23 protein-coding genes are annotated in these 24,734 nt (G+C 37.1%); 15 read left to right on the top strand and 8 right to left on the bottom strand.

Going from position 1 to position 24,734, the window contains the following annotated elements; all coding sequences use genetic code 11:
• Positions 1-107: 107 nt before the first annotated feature.
• The gene (locus J7604_RS10565) at positions 108-566 is read left to right on the top strand and encodes a carboxymuconolactone decarboxylase family protein (RefSeq protein WP_293895303.1); all 459 of its coding nucleotides are present in this window, start codon (positions 108-110) and stop codon (positions 564-566) included.
• Here the strand turns inward: J7604_RS10565 and J7604_RS10560 are convergent.
• Positions 563-1,246: an NAD-dependent deacylase gene (locus tag J7604_RS10560; protein ID WP_293895300.1), complete on the bottom strand. Its 684-nt coding sequence runs from the start codon at positions 1,244-1,246 to the stop codon at positions 563-565. The genes J7604_RS10565 and J7604_RS10560 overlap by 4 nt on opposite strands.
• A gap of 86 nt (positions 1,247-1,332) precedes the next feature.
• Positions 1,333-3,783, bottom strand: a complete 2,451-nt coding sequence (gene topA, locus J7604_RS10555; RefSeq protein ID WP_293895297.1) for a type I DNA topoisomerase — start codon at positions 3,781-3,783, stop codon at positions 1,333-1,335.
• A 162-nt stretch (positions 3,784-3,945) separates the two neighbouring features.
• Here topA and J7604_RS10550 point away from each other — a divergent pair, with 162 nt between their 5' ends.
• Complete coding sequence (locus J7604_RS10550) at positions 3,946-4,461, top strand: histidine phosphatase family protein (RefSeq protein ID WP_293895294.1); 516 nt, start codon at positions 3,946-3,948, stop codon at positions 4,459-4,461.
• Positions 4,462-4,510: 49 nt separating this feature from the next.
• Here J7604_RS10550 and J7604_RS10545 read toward each other — a convergent pair whose 3' ends face one another.
• Complete coding sequence (locus tag J7604_RS10545) at positions 4,511-4,846, bottom strand: hypothetical protein (protein ID WP_293895291.1); 336 nt, start codon at positions 4,844-4,846, stop codon at positions 4,511-4,513.
• 94 nt (positions 4,847-4,940) lie between these two features.
• Positions 4,941-5,297, bottom strand: a complete 357-nt coding sequence (locus J7604_RS10540; protein ID WP_293895288.1) for a hypothetical protein — start codon at positions 5,295-5,297, stop codon at positions 4,941-4,943.
• Positions 5,298-5,393: 96 nt separating this feature from the next.
• Here J7604_RS10540 and J7604_RS10535 point away from each other — a divergent pair, with 96 nt between their 5' ends.
• The 4 genes from J7604_RS10535 (at position 5,394) to J7604_RS10520 (ending at position 10,671) form a co-directional block, all read left to right on the top strand.
• On the top strand, positions 5,394-6,320 hold the full coding sequence (locus J7604_RS10535) for a TraB/GumN family protein (RefSeq protein ID WP_293895285.1): 927 nt from the start codon (positions 5,394-5,396) through the stop codon (positions 6,318-6,320).
• Positions 6,321-6,341: 21 nt separating this feature from the next.
• Positions 6,342-8,576 carry a Tex family protein gene (locus J7604_RS10530; RefSeq protein ID WP_293895282.1) on the top strand — a complete coding sequence of 745 codons (2,235 nt, stop codon included), beginning with the start codon at positions 6,342-6,344 and terminating at the stop codon, positions 8,574-8,576.
• A 396-nt stretch (positions 8,577-8,972) separates the two neighbouring features.
• Positions 8,973-9,776 carry a hypothetical protein gene (locus J7604_RS10525; RefSeq protein ID WP_293895279.1) on the top strand — a complete coding sequence of 268 codons (804 nt, stop codon included), beginning with the start codon at positions 8,973-8,975 and terminating at the stop codon, positions 9,774-9,776.
• 166 nt (positions 9,777-9,942) lie between these two features.
• Complete coding sequence (locus J7604_RS10520; protein ID WP_293895276.1) at positions 9,943-10,671, top strand: prephenate dehydrogenase/arogenate dehydrogenase family protein; 729 nt, start codon at positions 9,943-9,945, stop codon at positions 10,669-10,671.
• Positions 10,672-10,744: 73 nt separating this feature from the next.
• On the opposite strand, the gene J7604_RS10515 is transcribed toward J7604_RS10520, so the two are convergent.
• Together J7604_RS10515 and J7604_RS10510 are read right to left on the bottom strand one after the other, a co-directional pair.
• Positions 10,745-12,034 carry a citrate synthase gene (locus J7604_RS10515; RefSeq protein ID WP_293895273.1) on the bottom strand — a complete coding sequence of 430 codons (1,290 nt, stop codon included), beginning with the start codon at positions 12,032-12,034 and terminating at the stop codon, positions 10,745-10,747.
• Between the two features lie 402 nt (positions 12,035-12,436).
• Complete coding sequence (locus tag J7604_RS10510) at positions 12,437-12,916, bottom strand: hypothetical protein (RefSeq protein WP_293895270.1); 480 nt, start codon at positions 12,914-12,916, stop codon at positions 12,437-12,439.
• 206 nt (positions 12,917-13,122) lie between these two features.
• Here J7604_RS10510 and J7604_RS10505 point away from each other — a divergent pair, with 206 nt between their 5' ends.
• Positions 13,123-13,329 carry a hypothetical protein gene (locus J7604_RS10505; protein WP_293895267.1) on the top strand — a complete coding sequence of 69 codons (207 nt, stop codon included), beginning with the start codon at positions 13,123-13,125 and terminating at the stop codon, positions 13,327-13,329.
• A gap of 58 nt (positions 13,330-13,387) precedes the next feature.
• Here the strand turns inward: J7604_RS10505 and J7604_RS10500 are convergent, their stop codons facing one another.
• A complete protein-coding gene (locus tag J7604_RS10500; RefSeq protein WP_293895264.1) occupies positions 13,388-13,579 on the bottom strand; it encodes a hypothetical protein in 192 nt (63 codons plus the stop codon).
• A gap of 244 nt (positions 13,580-13,823) precedes the next feature.
• On the opposite strand from J7604_RS10500, the gene J7604_RS10495 reads away from it, so the two are divergent.
• Genes J7604_RS10495 through J7604_RS10485 form a run of 3 tightly spaced genes read left to right on the top strand, consistent with a single transcriptional unit; the run spans position 13,824 to position 16,472 of the window.
• The gene (locus J7604_RS10495; RefSeq protein WP_293895261.1) at positions 13,824-15,233 is read left to right on the top strand and encodes a hypothetical protein; all 1,410 of its coding nucleotides are present in this window, start codon (positions 13,824-13,826) and stop codon (positions 15,231-15,233) included.
• Positions 15,234-15,292: 59 nt separating this feature from the next.
• Positions 15,293-15,649, top strand: coding sequence for a gamma-glutamylcyclotransferase (locus tag J7604_RS10490; protein ID WP_293895259.1), 357 nt, complete (start codon positions 15,293-15,295; stop codon positions 15,647-15,649).
• 34 nt (positions 15,650-15,683) lie between these two features.
• Positions 15,684-16,472 carry a PhzF family phenazine biosynthesis protein gene (locus J7604_RS10485; protein WP_293895256.1) on the top strand — a complete coding sequence of 263 codons (789 nt, stop codon included), beginning with the start codon at positions 15,684-15,686 and terminating at the stop codon, positions 16,470-16,472.
• Here the strand turns inward: J7604_RS10485 and J7604_RS10480 are convergent.
• Positions 16,467-18,602, bottom strand: a complete 2,136-nt coding sequence (locus J7604_RS10480; protein WP_293895253.1) for a TonB-dependent receptor — start codon at positions 18,600-18,602, stop codon at positions 16,467-16,469. The two genes, J7604_RS10485 and J7604_RS10480, sit on opposite strands and share 6 nt — an antisense overlap.
• Before the next feature lie 353 nt (positions 18,603-18,955).
• Here J7604_RS10480 and J7604_RS10475 point away from each other — a divergent pair, with 353 nt between their 5' ends.
• The 5 genes from J7604_RS10475 to J7604_RS10455 all read left to right on the top strand — a co-directional run bounded on the left by J7604_RS10475 (position 18,956) and on the right by J7604_RS10455 (position 24,654).
• Entirely contained in the window at positions 18,956-19,153 is a 198-nt protein-coding gene (locus J7604_RS10475; protein WP_293895250.1) for a hypothetical protein, read from the top strand.
• A 3-nt stretch (positions 19,154-19,156) separates the two neighbouring features.
• Positions 19,157-19,339 carry a hypothetical protein gene (locus J7604_RS10470; RefSeq protein ID WP_037577225.1) on the top strand — a complete coding sequence of 61 codons (183 nt, stop codon included), beginning with the start codon at positions 19,157-19,159 and terminating at the stop codon, positions 19,337-19,339.
• Positions 19,340-19,345: 6 nt separating this feature from the next.
• The gene (locus J7604_RS10465) at positions 19,346-20,320 is read left to right on the top strand and encodes a sterol desaturase family protein (protein ID WP_293895241.1); all 975 of its coding nucleotides are present in this window, start codon (positions 19,346-19,348) and stop codon (positions 20,318-20,320) included.
• Between the two features lie 121 nt (positions 20,321-20,441).
• Positions 20,442-21,533, top strand: coding sequence for an efflux RND transporter periplasmic adaptor subunit (locus tag J7604_RS10460; RefSeq protein ID WP_293895238.1), 1,092 nt, complete (start codon positions 20,442-20,444; stop codon positions 21,531-21,533).
• Between the two features lie 7 nt (positions 21,534-21,540).
• A complete protein-coding gene (locus J7604_RS10455) occupies positions 21,541-24,654 on the top strand; it encodes an efflux RND transporter permease subunit (RefSeq protein WP_293895235.1) in 3,114 nt (1,037 codons plus the stop codon).
• Positions 24,655-24,734 lie beyond the last annotated feature (80 nt).

Here is a 24,734-nt window from a genome sequence, read left to right as displayed (position 1 = left end):
ATTAATTAAAATCGGGTATTCTATATGCCTGTTTTTTATAAACATTTTTTTACAATTAAGCTTTATTGGTTTGAAGGAATATTCTTTATTCTTAAAAATAAACCAACATGAGTTTCAGGCTAAATATAGGGAAAGTTGCGCCAGAAGCAATACAGGCGCTTAACGTTCTGGATGAATATCTTAAATGTTCCGATTTAGCTAATAACCATAAAAATCTTATCAAAGTAAGAGTTTCACAGATCAATGGATGTGCCTATAGCATTCATAAGTATTCTGGAGAAGCTCGCCGCTCAGGGGAAGCTGAAGAAAGGATTTATGGACTTACTGCTTGGAAAACTTCAAACTTATATACTGAAGATGAAAGATCCGTATTGTTTTTAGTTGAAGAAGTAACGCTAATCAAGGAAAACCATGTCTCGGATGAGGTATATGCCAAAGCAATGAATTTTTTTGATGAGCATTATTTCTCTCAAATCATAATGGCCATCATCACGATTAATGCCTGGAACAGGCTTACTATTGTTGCTAAAATGCTTCCGGAAAAGCATGGCGAGATGAGATCTTAAGTCATCAGTATTTCTAGAACCTTTTCTACACCTGTACTTGCCTTTTCTTCTATCAGATGAAGATTAGGACGTTTTCTTACTGCAGGCATATTGGGATCTATTACATACACGGGAATATCTTCTCTTACATAATCTAGCAAACCTGCGGCAGGGTATACTTGAAGGGAGGTTCCAACTACAATAAAAATATCAGCTTTCATTGCCAGCTTCATGGCCTTGTCCATCATGGGTACCATTTCTCCAAACCATACTATATGCGGTCTTAATTGAGAGCCATGTGGGCATTTTTCACCTAATTTCAATTCCCAGCCTTTCATATCATAGACCAGGTTCTCATATAATGAACTACGGCATTTAAAGAGCTCTCCGTGCAGGTGTATTATCTTTGATGAACCTGCTTTTTCGTGCAGATTATCTACATTCTGTGTTACAATAGTGACATCGTATTTTTCTTCCAATGCCACGAGACCAAAGTGACCAGCATTAGGCTGAGCTTCCAGGGCAGCTTTTCGTCTGAGGTTATAGAACTCCAGTACAAGAGCCGGATTCTTTCGCCATCCTTCAGGAGAAGCTACTTCCATAATATCATGGCCTTCCCATAACCCTCCAGCATCTCTGAAAGTAGATATACCACTTTCTGCTGAAACTCCTGCTCCTGTTAGCACTACAATTTTTTTCATTTGTAATACAAGTCTTCGTGTAAATAATAAAAATAGCTTAGTAACCGAAAATAAAAAAGGTCCATGTTTTAGCATGGACCTTTTTGTTATTTTTTCTTTGCTGCTTTTTTGGCTGCAGTCTTCTTAGCTGCAGTCTTTTTTGCCGCTGTTTTCTTTGCAGCAGCCTTCTTCGCTGTGGCTTTTTTCGCGGCTGTCTTCTTCGCTGCAGGTTCAGCTGCAGTTTTTCTTGCAAATCTACTTTTCTTTTCCGGAACGCTTTCTGCCCATTCAAGTGCTTCAGCGAGGGTTATGCTCTGAGGTTCGCGGTCTTTCGGTATCTTTACATTTTTCTTACCGACAGCGATGTATGGCCCCCAACGACCATTTAGTACTTTCACCTCTTCGTTTTCTGGAAACTCTTTGATTAGCTTTTCAGCATCTGCTTTACGTTTATTAAGGATTAATTCAATACAACGTTCTTCAGATATTTCCAAAGGATCATCCTCTTTTCCCAGAGAATAAAACTTATTATCGTGCTTAATATATGGTCCAAACCTTCCTATCGCTACAGTCATTGTCTTATCCTCAAAGGAACCAGTATCTCTAGGAAGCTTGAACAATTCAAGTGCATCTTCAAGATTTAAAGTTTCAATAAGCTGACCTTTTCTTAAGCTTGCATATTGAGGTTTTTTTCCCGTCGTCTCATCGGCTTCTCCGATCTGAACAATAGGTCCGAAACGGCCAAGTCTTGCTATTACTTTTTCACCTGTTACGGGATGCACTCCAAGCTCTTTGGATGTCTGAACTACAGATCTGTCAATAGCTTCAGTAGATTCTACTTTTTGATGGAATGAACCATAAAAAGTCTCCAGCATTTTTTCCCACTTCTTTAAACCTGATGCTATTTCATCAAACTCTTTTTCAACTGTAGCTGTGAAAGAGTAGTCTGTAATATTCGGGAAATACTGTACAAGGAAATCAGTTACAATCATTCCCATATCTGTTGGGAATAGTTTTGCTTTCTCTTGTCCGGTGATCTCGGTTCTTTCCTTTTTATTTATAGTATTATTTTTCAGAGACAGTTCTTTGTATTTTCTTTCCTTTCCGTCTCTGTTTTCCTTAATTACATATCCTCTCTTCTGAATAGTAGAGATTGTTGGAGCATACGTCGAAGGACGGCCGATGCCCATTTCTTCAAGTTTTTTAACCAGGCTAGCCTCAGTGTATCTTGAAGGAGGTCTTGAGAATCTTTCCACAGCTTTCATCTCATCAAGATTAAGCTTTTGCCCAACAGTGAGGGGAGGAAGCATGCTGCTGTTTTCTTCTTCAGATTCTTCATCGTCAGAAGACTCAATATAAACTTTAAGGAAACCTTCAAATTTAATTACCTCACCTGTTGCTGTCAATGTTTGAGGAACTGTTGAAATGGCTATTGTAGCAACAGTTTTCTCAATCTGAGCCTCAGCCATTTGAGAAGCTATAGCTCTTTTCCAGATCAGTTCGTACAATCGTTGCTCATTTCTTTCTTCTCCTGCCTGACTTTTGGAAAAATCAGTCGGTCTTATTGCTTCGTGAGCTTCCTGTGCGCTTTCTGATTTGGTCTGGTATTGTCTTATATTAACAAATTCGGGTCCGTAACTTTTGGTAATTTCTTTTTCTGCAGCATTCAAAGCATCCTGTGAAAGACTTACAGAGTCAGTTCTCATATAAGAGATCTTTCCTGATTCATAAAGTCTTTGAGCCAAAGTCATTGTCTGAGCGACAGAAAACCCTAGTTTTCTACTGGCTTCCTGTTGAAGAGTGGATGTTGTAAAAGGAGGAGCAGGGGATTTTTTAGCAGGTTTTTTCTCAAGGTTTTTAATACTGAATTCAGCACCAATCACTTTGGTTAAAAAAGCCATTGCTTCGTCTTCGGAATTGAAGCGCTCTCCAAGTTCAGCTTTAAGGACTTTACCTTTATCTACAATAAACTCAGCAGAAACCTTAAAGGCAGCTTTAGTATTGAATTTTTCAACTTCACGTTCCCTTTCTACTACTAATCTTACAGCGACAGACTGCACTCTACCTGCTGAAAGACCGGTTTTTATTTTTTTCCATAGAATAGGAGAAATTTCAAAACCAACCAGTCTATCGAGAATACGACGCGCCTGTTGAGCATTTACCAAATCAAGATCTATACCCCTTGGGGTTTGAATTGCGTTCAGAATCGCATTTTTAGTGATTTCCCTGAATACAATTCTTCGGGTATTTTTTTCATTTAAATTTAAGGCCTCCTTTAAGTGCCAGGAAATAGCTTCACCCTCGCGGTCATCGTCGGTCGCTAACCAAACCGTTTCGGCCTCCTTCGCAAGTTTTTTTAGTTGTGAAACAACATCCCTTTTGTCATCAGAGATTTCATATGTCGGCTTAAAGCCATTTTTTATATCGATCGCCTTATCTCCTTTGGGAAGGTCCCTCACATGGCCGTAACTTGACGTTACAAGAAAATCCTTTCCTAGGTACCCCTCTATGGTTTTAGCCTTCGCAGGCGACTCAACAATAACTAAATTTTTTGACATTGAACTAATTATGACTTTAAATCAAAAGCAAATTTGGGCCAAAGATGATTAAAAATTTTTAAAAAAACACTTTGCAAAAATTTTTAGTGCCATATTCAGATAAATTTGTACTTTCGGTGTTATATATTTTTAAAGGGTTATATTTTAATTTATCCATTGATTATGAGTAAGATACTATACCTCGCCAGGCATGCGAAGTCGGATTGGTCGATACCGGGACAAAAAGATTTTGAGAGAGAGCTCAATACTAGAGGTTTGACTGATGCGCCTAAAATGGGAAGGAAACTGCATGAAATGCAGGTACTTCCAGACCTAATTCTTTCCAGTCCGGCTGTAAGAGCTAAAAATACTGCCGAATTAATGGCGGAACAACTTCAATATGAATTGGATAAAATTGTTTTTGATGAAGAACTTTATGAGGCCTCTGTCAGAAATTTAATGGCTGTAATTAGCAGGGTTAGTTCTGAAAATAGTAAAATTATGATTTTTGGTCATAACCCTTCATTAACCTATTTTGCTGAATATCTGACTAAAGAAGTAATTGGTAATATCCCTACTTCAGGGGTTTTGGAAATTTCCTTAAATATTGATAGTTGGGAAGAGGTAAGTGGAGAATTGGGTAAATTAAACTGGTTTATTTATCCGAAACTGGTTTTTGGAACAGAAGAGGAAGATTAATATTAGCTTAAAGTAAAAATGGCCGTCTTTATTAGTCGGCCATCTTTATTTAATGAGTTTTAACATATCTTTTCTTTTTATTAGAAGTTCTTCCCTTTGCTTTATTCAATCGTTTTCTGGCTATTTTGTCAGCTCTTTTTCTGGTCTTTTCCTGCTCTTTTTTCTTCTTGTTCTGCGCTTTTTTCTGTTCTTTCAGATAGGACTTTTGCTCCTTGGTCATCCTGTCTTTTTCCACATCTGAATTAGCAGCATCAAGATCTTTCTGAGTATTCCCTTTTTTCCTCTTGGAGCCATTATTGTCGTCCTGCCCCTGTGCCGTGCTGTTTAAAAACAGAATCCCTGCAAAAATAAAAGTAGTTATAATGAAAATCTTTTTTAGGCTCATATTAAGAAGTAAAAACGAAAATGGCAGAATTTAGATTTCTGCCATTTATTATTCACCCAAATTTAAACTTTTTTTACAATAACCAACACTTTAATTAATACCAACCTGATCTTCGCCTCTTATTATCCCCAGAAGATGCGGACGAGTTCCTTTTGACTTTGGATCTGCTGAATTTGGTTTTCTTGGTACTAAAGTATTTTTTACTACCTCCGTTGCCAAAATTCTTTTTGTTGTGTTTGATTTTCAGCATTCGTTTGTTGTATTGTGTTCTGATCCTTTCGTCTCTATTCCTGGCAGATATTTTATCAGCTCGACTTATTTTATCTTCGGAATCAGCTCTTGTGGATTTACTTACAGCTTTAGAATGCTTAATCTGTGTTTTATTTTGGGCATTTGCCGGTTGACTGAGCCAAGCCAGCATTATTACTAATAGAAAAAACAAATTTTTCATACGCCTTCTTGATTTCTTCCCACTAAAAAAACAACTTCTTTTTCTAAGATTTTGTTAAAAAGTCTCTTTAAAGATTGAAAAAAAGAAATCGGGTATGTGAGTAAATTCTTTTTTGCAATTAGTACATTTGTCAACTTATCAGGTAATATGTCCAATAAAATCAGAGCCACATTATTTCTTTTATTGATCTGTCTTTCAGGTATTCTGAAAGCTCAGTCATCATTATTGTGGGAAGTGAAAAGTCCTGATAATAAAAATGTTTCCTATATCTATGGCACCATGCATGTGGAGGACGAAAGGGTATTTGATTTCGGAGACTCTTTAATGATTTGCTTCAACAATTGTAAAGCCTTTGCGGGCGAAATTGTATTGGATAAAGTGAATAAAAGTGAGCTAGCTTCACAGATTTTTATGCCGGGCGATACTACTCTTAAAATGCTCATCGGCAAAAAAAAGTATAAACTGGTAAAACGAAAAGCGAGAAAAAGTTTAGGCGTTTTTGCTGGTCTTATCAATAGGGTAAAACCTGTATTTACTGCTTCTCTGATTTCTGAAAGTTCATTTAAAAAAGGTAAGGGAAAAATTCTGGATGAATATTTTCAGGACCTTGCCAAGGAAAAGCAAATGGTTTTGTTAGGCATTGAAAGTCCTTCAGAACAGATTGCAGCTCTTGATGAAATTCCACTGGCAGAACAAGCCGAGATGCTTATTGAATCTCTTGAAGCTCCGACGGAGCAGGAAGGAGCAGATGAACTGGTTAATATATATAATACAGGAGATCTAGATAGTCTGTATAATTATTTTCTGAAATTTGACTTGAGTGACAATTTTACCAGGTCTTTATTAACCAAGAGAAACTACGTAATGAGTGAAAGGATTCAGGATATTATAAATGAATATCCTGTCTTTGTGGGCATAGGAGCTGCACACCTACCTGGAAAGGAAGGAGTTTTGAATCTCATGATAAAGCAGGGGTATATTGTTAGACCTGTACAGATAAAAACAAATAAAAATAAAAAGTAAGTATTAAAATAGTTTGATTGAATGCAAGTAACACATGTTTTAAAAATTGCTGGGGAGTTGAACATTGCTCCCAAATCCGTTGAAGCTACGCTGGAGTTATTGGCAGAAGGAGGTACCGTTCCATTTATATCCAGGTACCGAAAAGAAGCTACAGGCAGTCTTGACGAGGTGGCCATTACTAAAATCAGGGACAGAAGCATCCAACTGGACGAGCTTGATAAGAGAAGGGAAAGCATCATCAAGTCTATCAAAGAACAGGGTAAACTTACAGCTGAACTTGAAGCTAAGATCAGTGATGCAGAGACAATGACTGTGCTGGAAGATCTATATCTTCCTTATAAGCCCAAGAGAAGAACAAAAGCTACGATTGCAAAAGAAAAAGGATTGGAGCCGCTTGCCGAGCTTATATTCAAACAAGAGCTAGCTGATCCTGATAAAGAAGCAGAGTTGTTCGTAAATCTGGAGAAAGACGTAAAAGACTTCAATGAAGCACTTGCTGGTGCAAGAGATATTATAGCGGAGTGGGTAAGTGAAAATCAGGAAGCGAGAGGAAAATTAAGAGAAGTATTTTATAAGCAAGGAACTATCAGAAGCCGTGTAGTTCCAGGGAAAGAGGAGGAAGGACAGAAATATAAAGATTATTTTGAGTTTGAAGAAGCAATTTCTAAAGTACCCTCTCACAGACTGCTTGCTATGAGAAGAGGAGAGAAAGAAATGTTTTTAATGTTGGATATCGAACCGGCTGAAGAATCATCTCTTGAAGTACTTGAAGGAATATTTGTAAAAGGAAGAAGCTCTGCTTCCGGCCATGTAAAAACAGCAGTTAAAGATTCATATAAAAGACTTTTAAGACCAAGCATTGAAACAGAGGTTAGACTTGGTTCCAAGAAGAAAGCAGATGATGATGCTATTCAGATTTTTGCAGAAAATCTTCGTCAGCTTCTACTTGCTGCACCGTTAGGTCAAAAGGCAGTTCTTTCAATAGATCCGGGTTTCAGAACAGGCTGCAAGGTTGTTTGCCTTGATAGGCAAGGAAAGTTGCTAGCTAATGAAAATATCTATCCTCACGAACCTCAAAGAAAAGTAACAGAAGCAATTTCAATTATAAAAAGACTTTGTGAAACTCACCAGGTCGAAGCAATAGCAGTCGGTAATGGTACTGCGGGAAGAGAAACTGAAACATTTGTACGCACAATAGATTTCGGAAGATCTATACCCGTCATCATGGTTAACGAAAGTGGAGCTTCAATATATTCTGCCTCTGATGTGGCAAGAGAAGAGTTCCCTGATTATGATGTAACAGTAAGAGGTTCGGTTTCCATTGGAAGAAGATTGATGGATCCTCTTGCAGAACTAGTAAAGCTTGATCCTAAATCAATCGGTGTAGGGCAGTATCAGCATGATGTAGATCAAAATGCATTGAAGTCAAGTCTGGACGATGTAGTTATAAGCTGCGTAAACAATGTGGGGGTAGAGGTAAATACAGCAAGCAAACAGATATTAACTTATGTGTCTGGCTTGGGACCTCAGCTGGCTCAGAATATAATTGATTATAGAAATCAGAATGGAGCTTTCAAGTCTAGAAATGAGCTTAAGAAAGTGCCAAGGATGGGAGAGAAGGCTTTTGAGCAAGCTGCTGGATTTTTGAGGATCAACAATGGAGACAATCCATTGGATGCTTCAGCTGTTCACCCTGAAAGCTATCATATCATAGATAAAATGGCCAAAGATCTTAAAGCTTCAGTAGCTGATCTGATGAAGAAATCGGATTTAAGAAAGCTTATTGATCTTAAATCATATGTGACAGCTACGATTGGTCTGCCAACACTTCAGGATATATTAAAAGAGATTGAGAAACCGGGCCGTGACCCAAGGGAGAAGTTTGAAGTATTTGAGTTTGCTTCCGGAATTGAAAAGCCTGAAGATCTGAGAATCGGTATGAAGCTTCCGGGTATTGTAACTAACATTACCAAATTCGGAGTTTTTGTAGATGTAGGTGTGCATCAGGATGGACTTATACATATTAGTCATCTCGCAGATAAATATGTATCAGACCCTTCTGAAGTAGTGAAGGTTCATCAGAAAGTTGAAGTAACAGTTATTGAAGTAGACCTTGCGAGAAAAAGGATTGCGCTTTCAATGAAAGGCAATATCTCTCCTGAAGGCCCTAAAAAAGCAAAAGATAAAAAAGAACCAGAAAAAGAAGTTTCATTTGAAGATAAACTGGCAATGCTGAAAGGCAAGTTTAAAAATTAAGAAGCGCATAAAAATAAAAAGGGCTACTTCATTTGAGGTAGCCTTTCTTATTACACTTTAACTTTTTCAGTTTTGATTTCCTTTTGATCTTTTTTCAGATACGTAGGGCAAGTTCTGTGTCCATAACAGGATGCCATTGAAAAAACTACAGTGAAAACAATTAGTAAGTTTCTGATTATCATATGCAATTAATTTTTGGAAACACTTACTTTTACGACACCAGCTTTTTGCGGGTTATTGGATAGTTTTGTGAAAAAATAGGAAAATTGTTTAACAGCTTAATTAAGCCGTTGTAATTTAGATGGTTTAATACCATATTATTTTTTTCTTAACTTTAATTTTTTGCTTAAGTTCTTCATTTATAGCACAATCATTTATTTGTCGGCTTTGAATTCTATGAGAACTTTCATATATGTATTCCTTTTATTTATAATTTCTTATGTAGCGAATGCGGGTGTTTATAATACAGTCAGGGATGGTATGCTAAATTCCAGAATCTGGGAAGGTGGATTTATTCCGAATTTAAAACCTGAAGATACTGTATTTATAAGCCATTCAATCAGTTATGATGCGCCTGTTAGAATGGTGTCAGTTGTTGTGATCAATGAAAATGGAAATCTTAATCTTGGGGCTAACCCTTTAATAATTTTGGAAACAGGCAAAATTATTGTCAATGGCAGACTAAGAGTAAGCTCAGTGATCAATAAAGGTACTCTGGTCAATAATGGTAAAGTGGAAGTTCCAGGAGTTCTGGCAGATTTAACATCAATGTGTTTAAAAGGAGGATTTAGTTTTGAGTTGGTACGCGAACTAAAACATGTTCATGAAAATGTGCATTGTGCAGGCTGTTTTATAGAAGGAAAGAGAAGCCAGACGGAACCTGAGAGATTTGATCTCTGCTATTTAGGTCTTCAAGGGAGATTGAATTTTAAAGCTAACTATGAAAATGAAGTTGTAAAGCTATATTGGGAGGCAATTCAGACTGACCAGTTATGTCATTTTGAAATAGAAAAAAGTTATAATGCTAAAGATTTTAAGAAAGAAGGCATTATAACTCCAGAACAGACTGAAGGTGGAAAGTTTTTATGGGAAGATCATATAAAAGAATCACTGGTTACTTATTATAGATTAAAGCTGGTTGACAATAATGGCCAATACTTATATTCTCAACCTGTAAGTGTTGTGTTGAAAAAAGATTGAAGGGAAAAGGGGGGCATATATTAAAAAAAATGGAGTTTAATATTGGTAGATTCGAATTGTGTATCAAAAAGTTAAAAAAAAGCGTTTCATTAAAAATAAAAAGAGCATCTTTGCATTATTTAATGAACAGATATTTTCTTTTTGATCTATATTTTCACCTTTTAAAATGAAAGAGTTAGGGTTTATTGGTTTTGGAAGTTTTGGGAAATTCATCATTCCATATCTGAAGCCATATTTTGATATTACAGTCTTCGATGTTAAAGATTTTTCAATTGAAGCAAAAAAGCTAGGTGTAAAATGGGGAGCACTTGAGGAGGTTTCAGGAAAGGAATTTTTAGCTCTGGCAGTTCCCGTACAGTACCTTGAAGATTTGCTGATTCAGATAAAGGATTTTGTAAAACCTAAGTCTCTCGTTTTTGACTTGTCATCTGTTAAGGTAAAGCCTGTAGAGTTGATGATAAAGTATTTGCCGGAGAATGTTGATATAATAGGAACTCATCCTTTATTTGGCCCACAAAGCGGTAAAAATGGTATTGCTAATCTTAATATTGTGGTATGTCCGGTGAGAACCAAGAAGAATGGTAATCTCATTCGCTTTTTTAGTCAGGAGCTTAAGCTAAACGTTTTGGAAAGAACTCCTTTGGTACATGACCAGCAAATGGCTTATGTACAGGCATTGACACATTTTATAGGTCGTGCAGTAAATCAGATGGATATACCTGATGTGGAGCAAAAGACACCTGCATATCAATTCTTACTTAACATTAAAGGAAATCTTGGTCAGGATTCTATGGATTTATTTTATACTATTGAAAGAGAAAATCCATTTGCCAAAGCAGTGAGAGATCAGTTTATTGAAGAGCTGTATAAGCTGAAGGATAAGATAGAGTGTTAATAATTGTGGGGCCGAAGAGCAGCTGACAATAATCATATAAAAAAATCCCGGCCTTATGACCGGGATTTTTTATTTATTTTCTTTTTTCGATTGGAACAAAGTCTCTTGTATTAGAACCTATGTAAACCTGTCTAGGTCTTCCGATTGGCTCATTGTCCTCTCTCATTTCTTTCCATTGAGCAATCCATCCTGGAAGACGACCCAAGGCGAACATTACAGTGAAGAGGTCAGTTCTAAGTCCTAATGCTCTGTAAATGATACCTGAGTAGAAATCGACGTTAGGGTATAATTTTCTTTCCTTGAAGTAATCATCATTTAATGCAGCCTCTTCAAGACCTTTAGCGATTTCAAGAATAGGATCATTTACACCAAGTTTAGCTAGCACAGAATCGCAGGCTTTCTTAATGATTTTAGCTCTCGGGTCAAAGTTTTTGTAAACTCTGTGACCAAAGCCCATTAGTCTGAAAGTATCGTTTTTATCTTTTGCTTTAGCAATGTATTTTTTCGCATCACCGCCATCATTTTTGATAGCCTCAAGCATTTCAATTACAGCCTGGTTAGCACCACCGTGAAGTGGTCCCCAAAGGGCATTGATACCTCCAGCAACCGAAGAATATAAACTTGCATGAGCAGAACCTACAATTCTAACAGTTGATGTAGAACAGTTTTGTTCGTGGTCAGCGTGAAGTATCAGAAGAACGTTTAAAGCTTCAACAACAACCGGATCAATTACATAATCCTGGTTTGGCATTCCAAACATCATGTAAAGGAAGTTAGAAACATAATCCAGATTGTTCTTTGGATACATTAATGGCTGTCCTTTAGAGTTTTTGTATGACCAAGCTGCGATAGTTGGTAGCTTTGCCATAAGTCTTACGATTGTAAGGTCAAGAGCTTCTGCATTAGCATCCGGATCAATAGCACCAGGATAGAATGCTGTTAATGAGCTTACCAGAGATGATAGCACGCCCATTGGGTGTGCATTGGAAGGAAAGCCGTCAAATATTTTTTTGAAATCTTCATGCAGATTGGTATGCTTGGTAATTCTGCTTGAGAAGTTAGATAACTGATCTGCAGTTGGTAATTCTCCGTAAATCAGAAGGTAAGCTACTTCAAGGAAAGATGCTTTCTCAGCAAGTTGTTCAATTGGATAACCTCTGTAACTTAATACTCCAAGTTCTCCATCCAAAAAAGTTATAGAGCTTTTTGTGGCTCCGGTGTTTTTATAACCTGTATCAAGAGTGATGAACCCTGTTGCGCTTCTGAGGTTGGAAATGTCAATAGCCTTCTCATTTTCTGTTCCGACTACTATCGGAAACTTGTAGCTTTTACCATCAAGAATTAGTTCTGCAAATTCAGACATCTGTATGAAAATTTTATTTTTTTTGAAGAATTACTTTGAGCGAAAATAAATAAAAAAAGATTTTAAAAAAATATACACAAAACATTTATTGGATTTCGACAAGATTTTTTTTCATATAGACCTTCTTTCCGTTGTGTCCCTAGTGGAAGAAGGCTTCTTAAAAGCTAAAGAAATGACATTTGATGACCTAACGCTAAGGTTCATCAAAGTATGAAGAATATGGACCTTGTTTTTATAAAATGTTATAGATGTATGTTGCAAATACCTCTTGGGGATTTAACTTGATAATGCTTATTGTGTTTAAGATAAAAGAAGAAAAGTCAGTTTTAAAAATGGTACATTACATAGAAGGGTTAAAAGCAAAACGAACAATTCAAAAGTTTATGAATTGTTCGTTTTGCTTTATTTTGCTCTTTGAAATACCGATTCAGTCAGGAAATAATCGTTATTTTCTTTCTTTACACTAACATAAATTGTCTTATCCGGAAGCTTTACCTGAAAACCTTTAATCTCTTCTGCTGATAAAGGGGCACCTTCGGAAATCTTTTCATATTTGGTCTGATATAAGGATAGAGTTTCCTTGTAAATATTCAGAGCCTTATATTTTGAGTTTTCCTCGTTTAAATAAGCTCTTTTGCTAATTACTCCGATCAGCTTCAGTTCATGGAAAACATAAGTGTATGTAAAGTAAAATGATGAATCCGAAAATTCAACGAAAGAAAGATTCTTGTGTCTGTTCTTTTCGAGATTTTCAGTTAAAAGCGCACCTTTTTCATTCGCTTTAACCTTTTCAGGAGAATCCCCCCATTTTGCATTTCTAAAGTCCTGAGAATATGAAGCCAGCGATAAAAAAAGAAAAGTAAAAAATGTTAAATACCTCATAATATCCACTATTAATTCGATTAAAGTAAAGATACATAATAGTAACGAAAATCAAAACAAAAATTGGATTTTAGTTAGAGTACGGGAATTATTATCTCTAAGTTACTGTAGTTTATATAGAAGCACATTCGATCATTACGAACGAAGCAAAAGTTTGTAATCAGTTTTTGAAAAAAATAATTTCAGGAAATAAATAATTAATAGCTATGCGACCCGAAGATAAAATCAAAACTAAAAATAAATCAAGCATTTCTTCTTTAGAAAAGCCATTTATACCTCATGCACCGGGGTCGTTTGTAAAGGACGATTTGGATCCTGAGTCTCCGAATCCGGAATCGAATCCTAATTATTCTTATATGCCTGCTATAGCATATCCTGATGGAATCCCGAATTTTAACCTGGAAGGAGAATAGAAAAATGGGATGGAAAAAGAAAGAGGCTTCCGTGTCTTTCCTTTTCCTACCTTTTACTTCAGGACCTCTTCTCGTACCCTCTGGCTTTGTCGAAATCCGTAAATTTGCTCATCAGCTCTCCGGGAGCATCTGTCTCATTTGATTTTTCAGCAATGAATTCACTTCCTTCACTTTCGTAATAGAAATTTTTATGAAATGAACGTGTATTTCCACCCTTGTCTAAATTTTCTGTACTCTTGTTCGCTTTCATGACTTAATTTTTAATAAATCAATTACCCTTTGGAATATAGCCTGTATCCACCAATACCTCTCTATCCCTAGTAATTATAAAACCGACCTAATTTGCCTACTGTTTGTAGTCCTTTGCAAATGCTTTTGTATCAGATAGAAAGGAAAAGGTGTTTACTGAAATTTGGGATTATTGTTAATATCTCAATAACTAATGAACAAATCAGGCCTTTGTATGTAATTTTTCTTTCTTAAACTCTCTGCAAATGGAAAACTTTGGGCAAAGAAATATCAGTTCGTACTGGAATTCATTTTTACTATCTACCGGTGCCTTTTTACAAAATCTTGGAACAGCATTCAGTGAGAGCGCTGAACATAGCAGAAGAACAATGATTGAAAACTTTGGAGAGTATCCCAAGGGACTAGAAGAAACTATTAAATTCCCTCTTATTGAAGCCTTATATGGAAGGCGTGCCAGAAGGTTCTCTCTTGGTGCAGAAATACCTGATGGCCCACTAAAATTTAAATCATCAAAAGCACCTGTTCCTCTTGATGCACTGGAGCAAATATTGCTTTTAAATTCTTGTGCCGGGAATACGGGTTGGCATTCGATGATCCACAGAGCTGAAAAATATGTCCCACATCTTTCCAACTATTCTGCAGCAGCTGGAGGCAGGACATTCCCCTCAGCAGCTGGTTTTCACACTTCAGAGTTTTTTTATACGGATGATTTCGGAGTTTATTTCCTACCAACCAGGGATGCTCCATCGCTCATTGCTTATGATGAGGGTAGATTTAATCTTAAACATTGGCTGGAAGTTCACGCGGCAAGGAGGATCAGGCTTTCAGACAAGAGACTTAATATTCCACATTCTGAGCCTTATATGGAACCGCATAATACCTGGTGTGTAAATAAGCCAGGGAGTACTTTGATTATTCCAGTGGCAGACATTGCTCAGCATATGCTGGCTATCTTGTGTTTTGCCGTTCAGAACGGATATTGCATATTTGATGATATTAAAGGCAAATCTGTTCCAGGTCTTGATAGGTTTAAAAATCTGGTTGATCTTAAGAATCCATATCCTTTGACTTTTATAGAGCAGTATGCACTTACAGAAGCAACTGCTGAACTTTCTGCATCATGTTATGCGGGAATGCTTATGCTTCAGGCGATGGGACTTGGAGGGTGGATGTTTGATGGAATCGACAGGTTTTCAGTATTAGGAGCAAGCGGAAATCCTGAGGTACCTGGATTAGGTTTTTCATTTAACCAAAATCCTAAATATTCATTGCCCGATATTACAGGTCTTCGAGGCATATTTGAGGGGTTTTGTCCGCCGCACTTCAAAACTATGGAAGATGCTACAAGAGCTTTAGTTAAAAGGAAGTTTGGGTTAGGTGGTCCCTACCATAAAGAAACTGCAGGACCTTGGAAGGAATCGTCCAGAATAAGATCAAGCGCACAAATGCACAGTGAGGAGTTTATTGAATGTGTAAGCCATATGGCGCAATATATTTATGATACCTATGAACGTTTTCCAGGAACGGTTCCGGCTATCTTTTGCCTCACCTATCTTCAGGCCCATCATCTGGATCTTGACTTTTATGATCATTACTACAAGGAGGGAGCTTATCTTAAAACGCATAAGCACCATATGGAATGGTGGAGGCATTAAATCGAAAGAATTGTAAAGGACAGCTCGTACTATAAAAGATATGTTTGTATCTTTATATAGTGAAGGTCGAAAAGATATTTGTATACGGTACTTTAAGAAATGGAGGAAATGCCCATCATCTCATGAGGGGATGCGAATTGCTGAATGAGGGTATATCTGTTTCCGGTTTTAAACTTTATGATGCAGGAGAATATCCCTTTGCAGTTTATACAGCAGATCCGGAAGATGCCATAACAGGTGATATGTTTGCTATAAAACAAGAAGATGTATTATTAACGCTTGACGAGTATGAAGGCCAGGAGTATCAAAGGAAAATATTACCAGGTTTTGATTTTTACATTTATATCTTAAATGATAATAAGACGCCTTTCCTGCCTGAAGTATCAGGGGGAGATTGGTTGATTTATAAGAAATAATTTATTCATTTTTTACAATTAAATATTGACTTTTATGTCTAAGAAAAATATATATCAGGTAGATGCATTTACAGATGTCGCTTTTAAAGGAAACCCTGCCGGAGTGATGGTTCTGGAAGCTCCAATGGAAGAACAATTAATGCAGAAAATTGCTAATGAAATGAATCTTGCAGAAACTGCATTTGTTTACCCTCTCAAAGATGGATATAACCTTAGATGGTTTACTCCCGAAAAAGAAGTAAAGTTATGCGGACATGCAACTCTTGCCACAGCGCATATCATGTGGCAGGAAGGAGTTGTTCAATCAGATAAAATTAATTTTCATACATTATCAGGAGTATTGTCTGCAAAAAGAGAGGGAGATTGTATTCAATTGGATTTCCCTGCAATTAGAGGGAAGGATACTAATTCAAAAGAATTGGTGAAAATTCAGCTTGGAGTTGAGCCAGTTGGTTTTGAAGAATCTGATAAAGGTTATATGGTGATTGAGCTTAAGGATAGGGTTGAAGTAAATAGCTTTTTACCTGATTCAGAAAAATTACTGAAGCTAGGCGAGTTTGTAATAATCATTACAGCAAAAGATAAGGAGTATGATTTTGTTTCAAGGGTTTTTGGTCCTGCCTTTGGAATTGATGAAGACCCAGTAACTGGTTCTGCACATTGCATGCTGGCTACCTATTGGAATAAGGTCCTGGGCAAGAATTCATTTCAGGCTTATCAGGCTTCCAAACGGGGTGGGGAAATTAAAGTATTATTAGATAATGATCGTGTTTATCTTACGGGTAAAGCCGTAACAGTTATAAAGGGAGAAATCTTATTATGATTTCTCCTTCTTAAGAGTGGTTTTTAAGCCAATATAGATATTTCTTGCAGGAGAAGGTTCAAAGTATCTTTGACCTGCTGCATTTGGTATTACAGAGCTGGAATAATTCCTGTTAAACAGATTATTTATTCCTCCGAAGATATTAAAGGCTAGTGAACCTGCTTCAAATGTATAACCTACCTTTGTATCAAAGGTCCAGTAGCTTTTATTTACAAATACACCTGTGCTGGCTAATCCGGGTTCAGAATCATTAAGGTCGTTTGTATAAACTTTTCCGTTCCATTGTCCACTCATTTCAATGATAAAATTTTTAACCGGGATAAAAGCTAGATTGGAATAGATTCTATGATTGGCGGTACCTGGTACCTTATTACCTTTCAATTGAAGTATTTGCCCGTTAGAGTTGTATTGATAATCAATAAAAGTATAATCCATAAGGGTATAATTCATATTTATTTTTAAACCTCTAATAGGTGTTACAAATCCGCTTACCTCTAATCCTTTGTTCTGTGTGGCAGCAGCATTGCGGTAAAAAAACTGATCTCCTCCTGAATTTGTCTGATAAGGAATAAGCTGGTTTGTTGTTCTTACATAAAAAGCTGCTATGTCAATGTAATAGAGTGTTTTGAAAATTCTTATTCCAGCCTCTCCGCTGCGAGTTCTTTCGGGTTGAAGCTGTTTGTTAAAGCCGCTGCCATTTATATTATTACTGAATTCATTTGCAGTAGGTGTCTGAAAAGAGGTTGAAAAATTTGAATAAATATTTGAATAATCGCTGAGCTTATATGTGAGACCTGCTCCCGGATTCAATTTATAAAATGTGTTGCTACCCGACTGATTAATTGAGTCAGGTAATTTATCTGCTACTGAAAAATTAATTAGATCGTACCTTAAGGCCATAGTCAGTTTGAACCTCTGTCTCTCAATATCGGAAAGTATATAAAATCCTCCGTTATGGATATGTTCGTTTTGTTTTAACAAAAGCTTTCCCTTGGCCACCGCTGAAATTAGATCCTGTATTGGAAGCTCTGCAAGGTCTTTGTCTGTTACACCTTTGTTTTCATATTCGGAACGTTTGTCAAATTGAAATTCGTAGTCAATCCCCGTTCTGATGTTTACGAAGGTTTTATCGAGATCAATTTTTTTGATATATGCCAATCTAGCCCCTCCCGAATGTCTTGTAAGGTCAATATACCTACCAATTATGGGATTATTGAGCTTTCTGCCAAGATAAAAGATTGAAAGATCTAACTCTTGATTACCTGATATTTTTTTTATGAGGTTGATACCACTGATTCCCTGAAGCAAAGTTTTACCACTGGCATTTTTCTTTATAGCCATTCTGGTCTTTTGAGGATCGCTTGTCTCTGCATATGTTAAGCCGGAAGGATTATAAAGAAACGGAGCAAAATAGAAGTTTTGAACGAAGGAAAGTGTATAGTTTTTTTTCAACTTCTTTTTAAATGCCATATTTAATGTGTAAAAACGAGCATTTGAAAATTCTCTGTAACCCTTAATATCTGTCACATTTCCACTTATTAAAAGGGAAGCTTTATTATTGGATTTGCTGAATTTGGCACCTGCTTTAAACAAGCCATAGGAACCTGAGATAAGAAAATTTTCAAAGGAATATCCTCTTTGACTCGGAAGGTCCGATTTAAGATAAATCACTCCTCCAGATGAATTTCCGTATATTTGGGAAGAAGGACCTCTTAAAACCTCTATAGAGGAAAGGGAATACAGATCAGCACCTGTTAACTGAGTAGTACCATCTGCGGAGGTGAGTGGAATGCCATCAAGAAACACTTTTATATTACGTAACCCAAAGGCAGAACGGCTACCCTGACCCCTGATAATAATTCTTTCTCCCTGAGCAAAATTATTTCTGTTTTGAACAAAAATACCAGGTACATTCTTTAAAGCATCTTCTATAAATATCCCTGTTCTATTAGTCTGAAACTGCTCTTTACCAACAAGTGTAGTTGCGGAAGGTATAGATTTAAGATCAGAATTGTTTCTGCTTGCTTTGATTTCAATAGCAGCTAAAGAATCCGTGGTCATTTGCGCATTCAAAGAGAACGCTGAGTGAGCAAGGATAACAATGATAATGTTTCGGAAAAATATCTTCATAGTCAAGTATGCTAAAGATATAAAAAGTATGTTAAAATTTCATTTTGTCTCAGCGGTTAGTGGTATGAAACCGAAAACAGGTTTTAACATACTGTTAAGAGTATTAGGGAAATAAAATCTGGATACTCCTTTCAAGTTGTCTTCGTAGTGGTATTCTGACCGATTGTGAAAATATGCAATGAATAAAAGCTATATCTTTACAATCCATTAAGCCACCAAGTGGAAAACAACCATCAATTCATTTAATAATCGTCAGATAGTTTTTTACATGTGAAAAGTAAAAAACGTCAGGAAGGTTTAAACAAAGAGTCGTTTTTTTTATTTATAAAATCTACTTAACCGATAGGATATATATGATTAAAGAGTCGAGATCTAAAATAGCGCTAAGCGATGCTTTATTGCTTATCAAAAAAATAGGGGTAACAGTGTTGATTTACCTTGCTCCAATAATCATTATAGTTGGAGGTCTTCTGCTTACTGCCCGCATTTTTCAGATAGAGCAGGAAGAACCTGTAAACAAAACTGAATCAAGTATCAATCTAAACCAATAAGCTATGTCTGCACCGGATCCATCTATAAGAAATAGAATTATCAGAAATGCATTGCTGAGTATTGTATTATACTCATTGCCTGTAGTGGCTTTGTTTATATACCTGAAGGTCACAGGAGAGAAGCCATGGAAGAATAAAGACCAGAAAGCATATTATGGTCAATTTGACAGATATAAAAAGAAATAAAAAGCTATGAAAGAAATCGTTACATCAGTATTCGAAAACCTTGGCTCCTGGGGGCTATCTGTGATTGTATTGGTATTAGGTATTACAGAGTTTTTAGTAGGTCTTTATGATAAACATGACTGGGATGAAAATGAAAAGGCTACAGACTTAATTTGTTATGCAGCACCGAAAATTCTATTAGCTCCTGTTTTTGCTTTCTTCACTCTGAAAGCACTGCCTGTATTGTTCCCTGGCATGATGGGAATATTTTCATGGGTACCGTTCTGGTTTGGATTTGCAATAATAGCTGTAGCAGATGACCTTACTCAGTATTGGTATCATCGTCTGCATCATGAAATTCCATGGTTATGGAGGTTTCACAGAACGCACCATTCTGCGTCCTATATGGGAATGGCTATGGCCAGCAGACAAAATATTATCTATACAGTTTTCTTTTCCCAGACATATCTCACTGCAACCCTTGTCTTTCTGGGATTAGGCTTTCCTGCCTTATTTGTAAAGGGAATAAAGTCTTTGATCACTTTATCAGCACATTCCAGTATCACATGGGATAAACCATTTTATAAATATAAAATTTTGCATCCTGTCGCATGGGTCCTTGAAAGACTTATTTCTACACCAGCTACTCATCACGCACATCATGCTGATGCAAATGATGGCGTTGGCCACTACAAAGGAAACTTCGGCAATATGTTCTTTATCTGGGACATTATCTTTGGTACAGGCCTTATCACAAGACAATATCCTGCAGGCTATGGAGTGAAACACTACTTCAAAGAGGAATGGTATGTTCAGTTCTTATGGCCTTTCTTCAAATCGAAGAAAGTCGGAAGTGAACTGGCTCTTGGAGGTCCAGAATTCTATGATGAAGTAGGAGAAACTGGAGGGTATACAGTTAAAGATTTAAAGAGCAATCTTCCTGAACCAGCATTACATAAAGAACTTCTGGAGGAACCTCAATATAATCAAGTAGCTGTTTAGTATATATATAATATTGGGTGATTGCACCGAATCCCTTGTTTTGCTCATTATTCAGGAGCAGAACAAGGTTATTTTATTTGAATTTTAAAAATTTTAATTCACCACCAATTAAGTTTAAGCAATGAGAAGATTTAAAATCTACTTCATCTTAGCAACGATATTAAGTGCTCTGATATTTATAAAAGCAAAGTTTTTTACATCAGACAAAGGCAAATCAAACACCGCGAAGAAATCTCCTGATAAGCTCTCTACTCCGGTGTCTGTATTTGTCGTAGGTAATGAAAGCATAGAACCTAAAGTTTATGCAACCGGGACTATACTTGCCAACGAAGCAACTGAACTGAAGGCTGAGGCAAGTGGCAGGGTGATTTATCTGAATCTCCCAGAAGGTCAATTTGTAAAAAACGGAACACTTTTATTGAAGGTAAATGATGCCGAATATCAAGCGCAGTTAACAAAGCTGAAGGCTCAAATTAAACTCGCCTCATCCAATGAAGAAAGACAACGTCAGCTATTGGAAATAAATGGTATCAGCAGACAGGAATATGACAATGCTTTGGCAAATCTTTTAACACTCAGAGCTGATAGCGCTTTCGTACAAACACAAATTGCCAAAACAGAAATCAGAGCACCTTTTAATGGCTTGATCGGTATTCATTCTCTTGGGCCTGGTGCATATATAACCCCTGCGATTACTGCTGCATCTATTTACCAGGTGGATCCCGTTAAAATTGAGTTTTATCTTCCTGAAAAATATTCTGCTATCATTCAGACTGGTGATCACATTCAGTTCAGAGCTGAAGGCTTGAAAGATGTCTTTTCTGCAAAAATAATAATTAAAGATCCTGCCATTGATACAGATAGCAGAAGCGTCCGTTATCATGCAATTTGTGCAAATACGAATGGAAAGCTTTTACCCGGAACATTCGTAAATGTTGAGCTTAAACAAAATGAAAATTCTAAAACATTGTTTGTTCCTACAGAAGCAATCGTTCCAGTAACTAATAATAAAATTGTCTTTGTAGTGAAGGATGGAATTGCTCAAGAAAAGATAGTCAAAACCGGAATTCGTACGGAAGATTTTCTTCAGATTATATCCGGCATTTCGGTAGGAGATTCAGTTGTGATCAATGGTAACTTCAGGCTTAAGAATGAAGCTAAAGTTAAAGTTGTGAAGTCAAAGGAAAGAGTCGCAGTTAACAGAGAAGGATAATTGACTTATGAGTTTATCGACATTAAGTATCAAGAGACCGGTATTAGCCATTGTGATGAATCTCATCATTCTCTTTTTTGGCTTTATGGGATTCCGGGCACTTGGTATACGGGAGTTTCCTGTTGTAGAAGCTCCGATGGTTTCTGTAAGGACTTCCTATGCAGGTGCTAGTGCTGAGATCGTTGAAGCTCAGATTACTTACCCACTGGAAAAAGCCTTGAATGGCATTGAGGGTGTTAAATCTATTTCTTCTACAAGTAGCCTTGGTTCAAGTTCTATTTCAGTAGAGTTTAATCTTGATGCAGACCTTGAAACAGCTGCGAATGATGTCAGAGATAAAGTCTCTCAGACTCTTCGTTCTTTACCCCAGGACTTGGATGCTCCTCCTGTTGTGAGCAAAGACGTAGGTGGGGAGTATATTATTGTAATGACGGTTACCAATGATAAAATGACTGATCTGGAGCTCAATGATTATGTAGATAATATGATTCTGCCCAGACTTCAGACAATCAAAGGAGTGGGATATGTTTACCTTTTCGGAGAAAAGAAGTTTGCAATGCGGTTATGGCTGGATCCGATAAAGCTTGCGGCTTTCAAAGTAACTCTTCAGGATGTAAGACAGGCATTGGATAAAGAGAATGTGGAGCTTCCAACAGGAAGACTGGAAGGCAACAGGACAGAATTGACGGTAAAAGCCAATGCCAAGTTTAAGGATGAAATCGGATTTAATAATATGATTATTAAGGCAGCTTCGGGAAAGGTTGTGCGTCTTCAGGATATCGGCTACGCGAGGTTAGGAGCAGAGAATGAGGAATCCATTTTCAGAATTAATGATATTCCAAGCTTGGGATGTTCCATTGTTCCCCAGCCCGGAGCCAATCATACAGAGATTGCGGAAGAATTTTATAAAAGATATGAGCAACTCCAAAAAGAATTGCCTCCTGATTTTAAACTCGCCGTTTCAACTGATAATACAAAGTTTATTACAAAATCAATAACAGAGGTTACAGAAACCCTTATAATTGCAATCTTACTGGTTGTAGTAATTATCTATTTGTTCTTCAGAGACTGGTCAATAGCACTGCGTCCTTTGATAGATATTCCGGTATCACTGGTCGGAACGTTTTTTGTTATGTTCATTTTCGGCTTTTCTATCAATGTACTTACACTTCTGGCTATTGTACTTGCTACAGGACTGGTTGTAGATGACGGTATTGTTGTGACAGAAAATATTTTCAAGAAGCTTGAGCAAGGCATGTCTCCGTTTCAGGCTGCTATAGATGGTTCAAAAGAAATAACTTTTGCCGTTATATCTACCTCAATTACACTTGCTGCTATATTTCTTCCCATCATATTCATGGAAGGCTTTGTAGGAAAGTTGTTTAAGGAATTTGGAATAGTTGTTTCTTCTGCCGTTCTGATTTCAATTTTCGTATCACTCAGTCTCACACCTATGTTGAATGCATGGTTAGTGCATGATCATACAAAAAAGAGCAGATTTTATACCTATTCAGAGCCATTTTTTATCTGGTTAAATGAATCCTATGCAAGATCATTGGACACCTTTTTTAAACGTCGTTGGTTGGCATTTGTCATAGTTGGTATAGCTGTGATAAGTACTGTATTTATTTGGAAGATCATTCCTGCTGAAGTTGCTCCGACTGAGGATAGAAGCATGTTGCGTATCACTATGACATTACCGGAAGGAGCATCTTATGAATATACAGATGAGTTCATGCAGAAATATGTAAAACTTATCCGTGATTCGATTCCTGAAAACAGGCTTGTGATGGCTATTACAGCCTCGAGTCCGGGCGGTTCTAGTTCTGGTGGTGTTAATTCCGGCTTTTCGAGAATACCTCTTGTTGATCCGGATAAAAGAGAAAGAAGTCAGCAGGAGATCGTAGATAAGATCAATCAACTGGTGAAGAAGTTTCCAGAAGCTAAAGTGCAGGTGGGACAGGATCAGACAATCAATACAGGCGTAAGAGGGCTTCCTATACAATATGTTATTCAGGCTCCGGATTTTGAGAAGCTTGAAGAATTTCTTCCGAAGTTTATGGATGAAGCACAAAAAGATCCTACGTTTTCTATTGTCGATGTGAATCTTAAATTTAACAGGCCGGACATTCAGGTTCGCATAAACCGTGAAAAGGCAAGGGAAGTAGGGGTGAATGTTTCTGATATCGCTCAGACTTTACAGCTTGCTTTGAGCGGACAACGTTTTGGTTTCTTCTCAATGAATGGAAGACAATACCAGGTGATTGGACAGTTTGACAGAGTGAATAGAAATGAGTCTGTTGATTTGAAGAATATTTACGTTAGAAATACTTCGGGAAATTTAATTCAATTGGATAACCTTGTGGAGTTTGAAGAGTCAAGCAGTCCGCCTCAGCTGTTCAGGTTTAACCGGTATCAGGCTGCAACGATTTCTGCAGGATTAGCTCCTGGTAAAACTATTGGTGATGGTGTGGAGGCAATGAATGCCATTAAAGATAAGGTGCTGGACGATTCTTTTTCTACAGCATTGATAGGGCAGGCAAGGGACTTTGCAGAGAGTTCAACTAATACATCTTACATCTTTATATTGGCTTTGATTCTTGTCTATCTTATTCTTGCTGCTCAGTTTGAAAGCTTTGTAGATCCATTCATTATCATGCTTACTGTGCCACTTGCTGTTGCTGGAGGAGTGATATCCTTGTGGTATTTTAATCAAACCAATAACATATTCAGTCAGATCGGGATGATTATGCTAATCGGACTAGTAACGAAAAACGGTATTCTTATAGTCGAGTTTGCAAATCACCTTAAAGAATCCGGAAGGGATGTACGCACAGCTGCGTTGGAAGCTGCAAACGGAAGGTTGAGGCCTATATTAATGACAAGTTTGGCTACTGCGTTGGGTGCATTGCCAATTGCAATTGCTTTTGGTGCTGCTGCAAAGAGCAGAATGGGGATGGGGATTGTGATCGTTGGAGGTTTGATGATATCCTTGTTGTTTACGCTTTATGTAATTCCAGCAATGTATACTTATCTGTCAAAGGATACATCAGCTAAAAAAGCTAAAATACTGGTTGATGAACCAGCTAAAGAAGAAAGTTTTGTAAGTGAAATTTTTTAAGTTCGAGTGAAGGTCAAGGGCGTGGGGCGGAGCCTCACGTCCTGTTTTTATTTTGAGGTTTAAAAAAACGGGTCTACATT

It is taken from the genome of Sporocytophaga sp. (genome assembly GCF_017745095.1).
Classification (GTDB): Bacteria; Bacteroidota; Bacteroidia; order Cytophagales; family Cytophagaceae; genus Sporocytophaga.
This window is presented reverse-complemented; position numbering and strand designations above follow the sequence as displayed.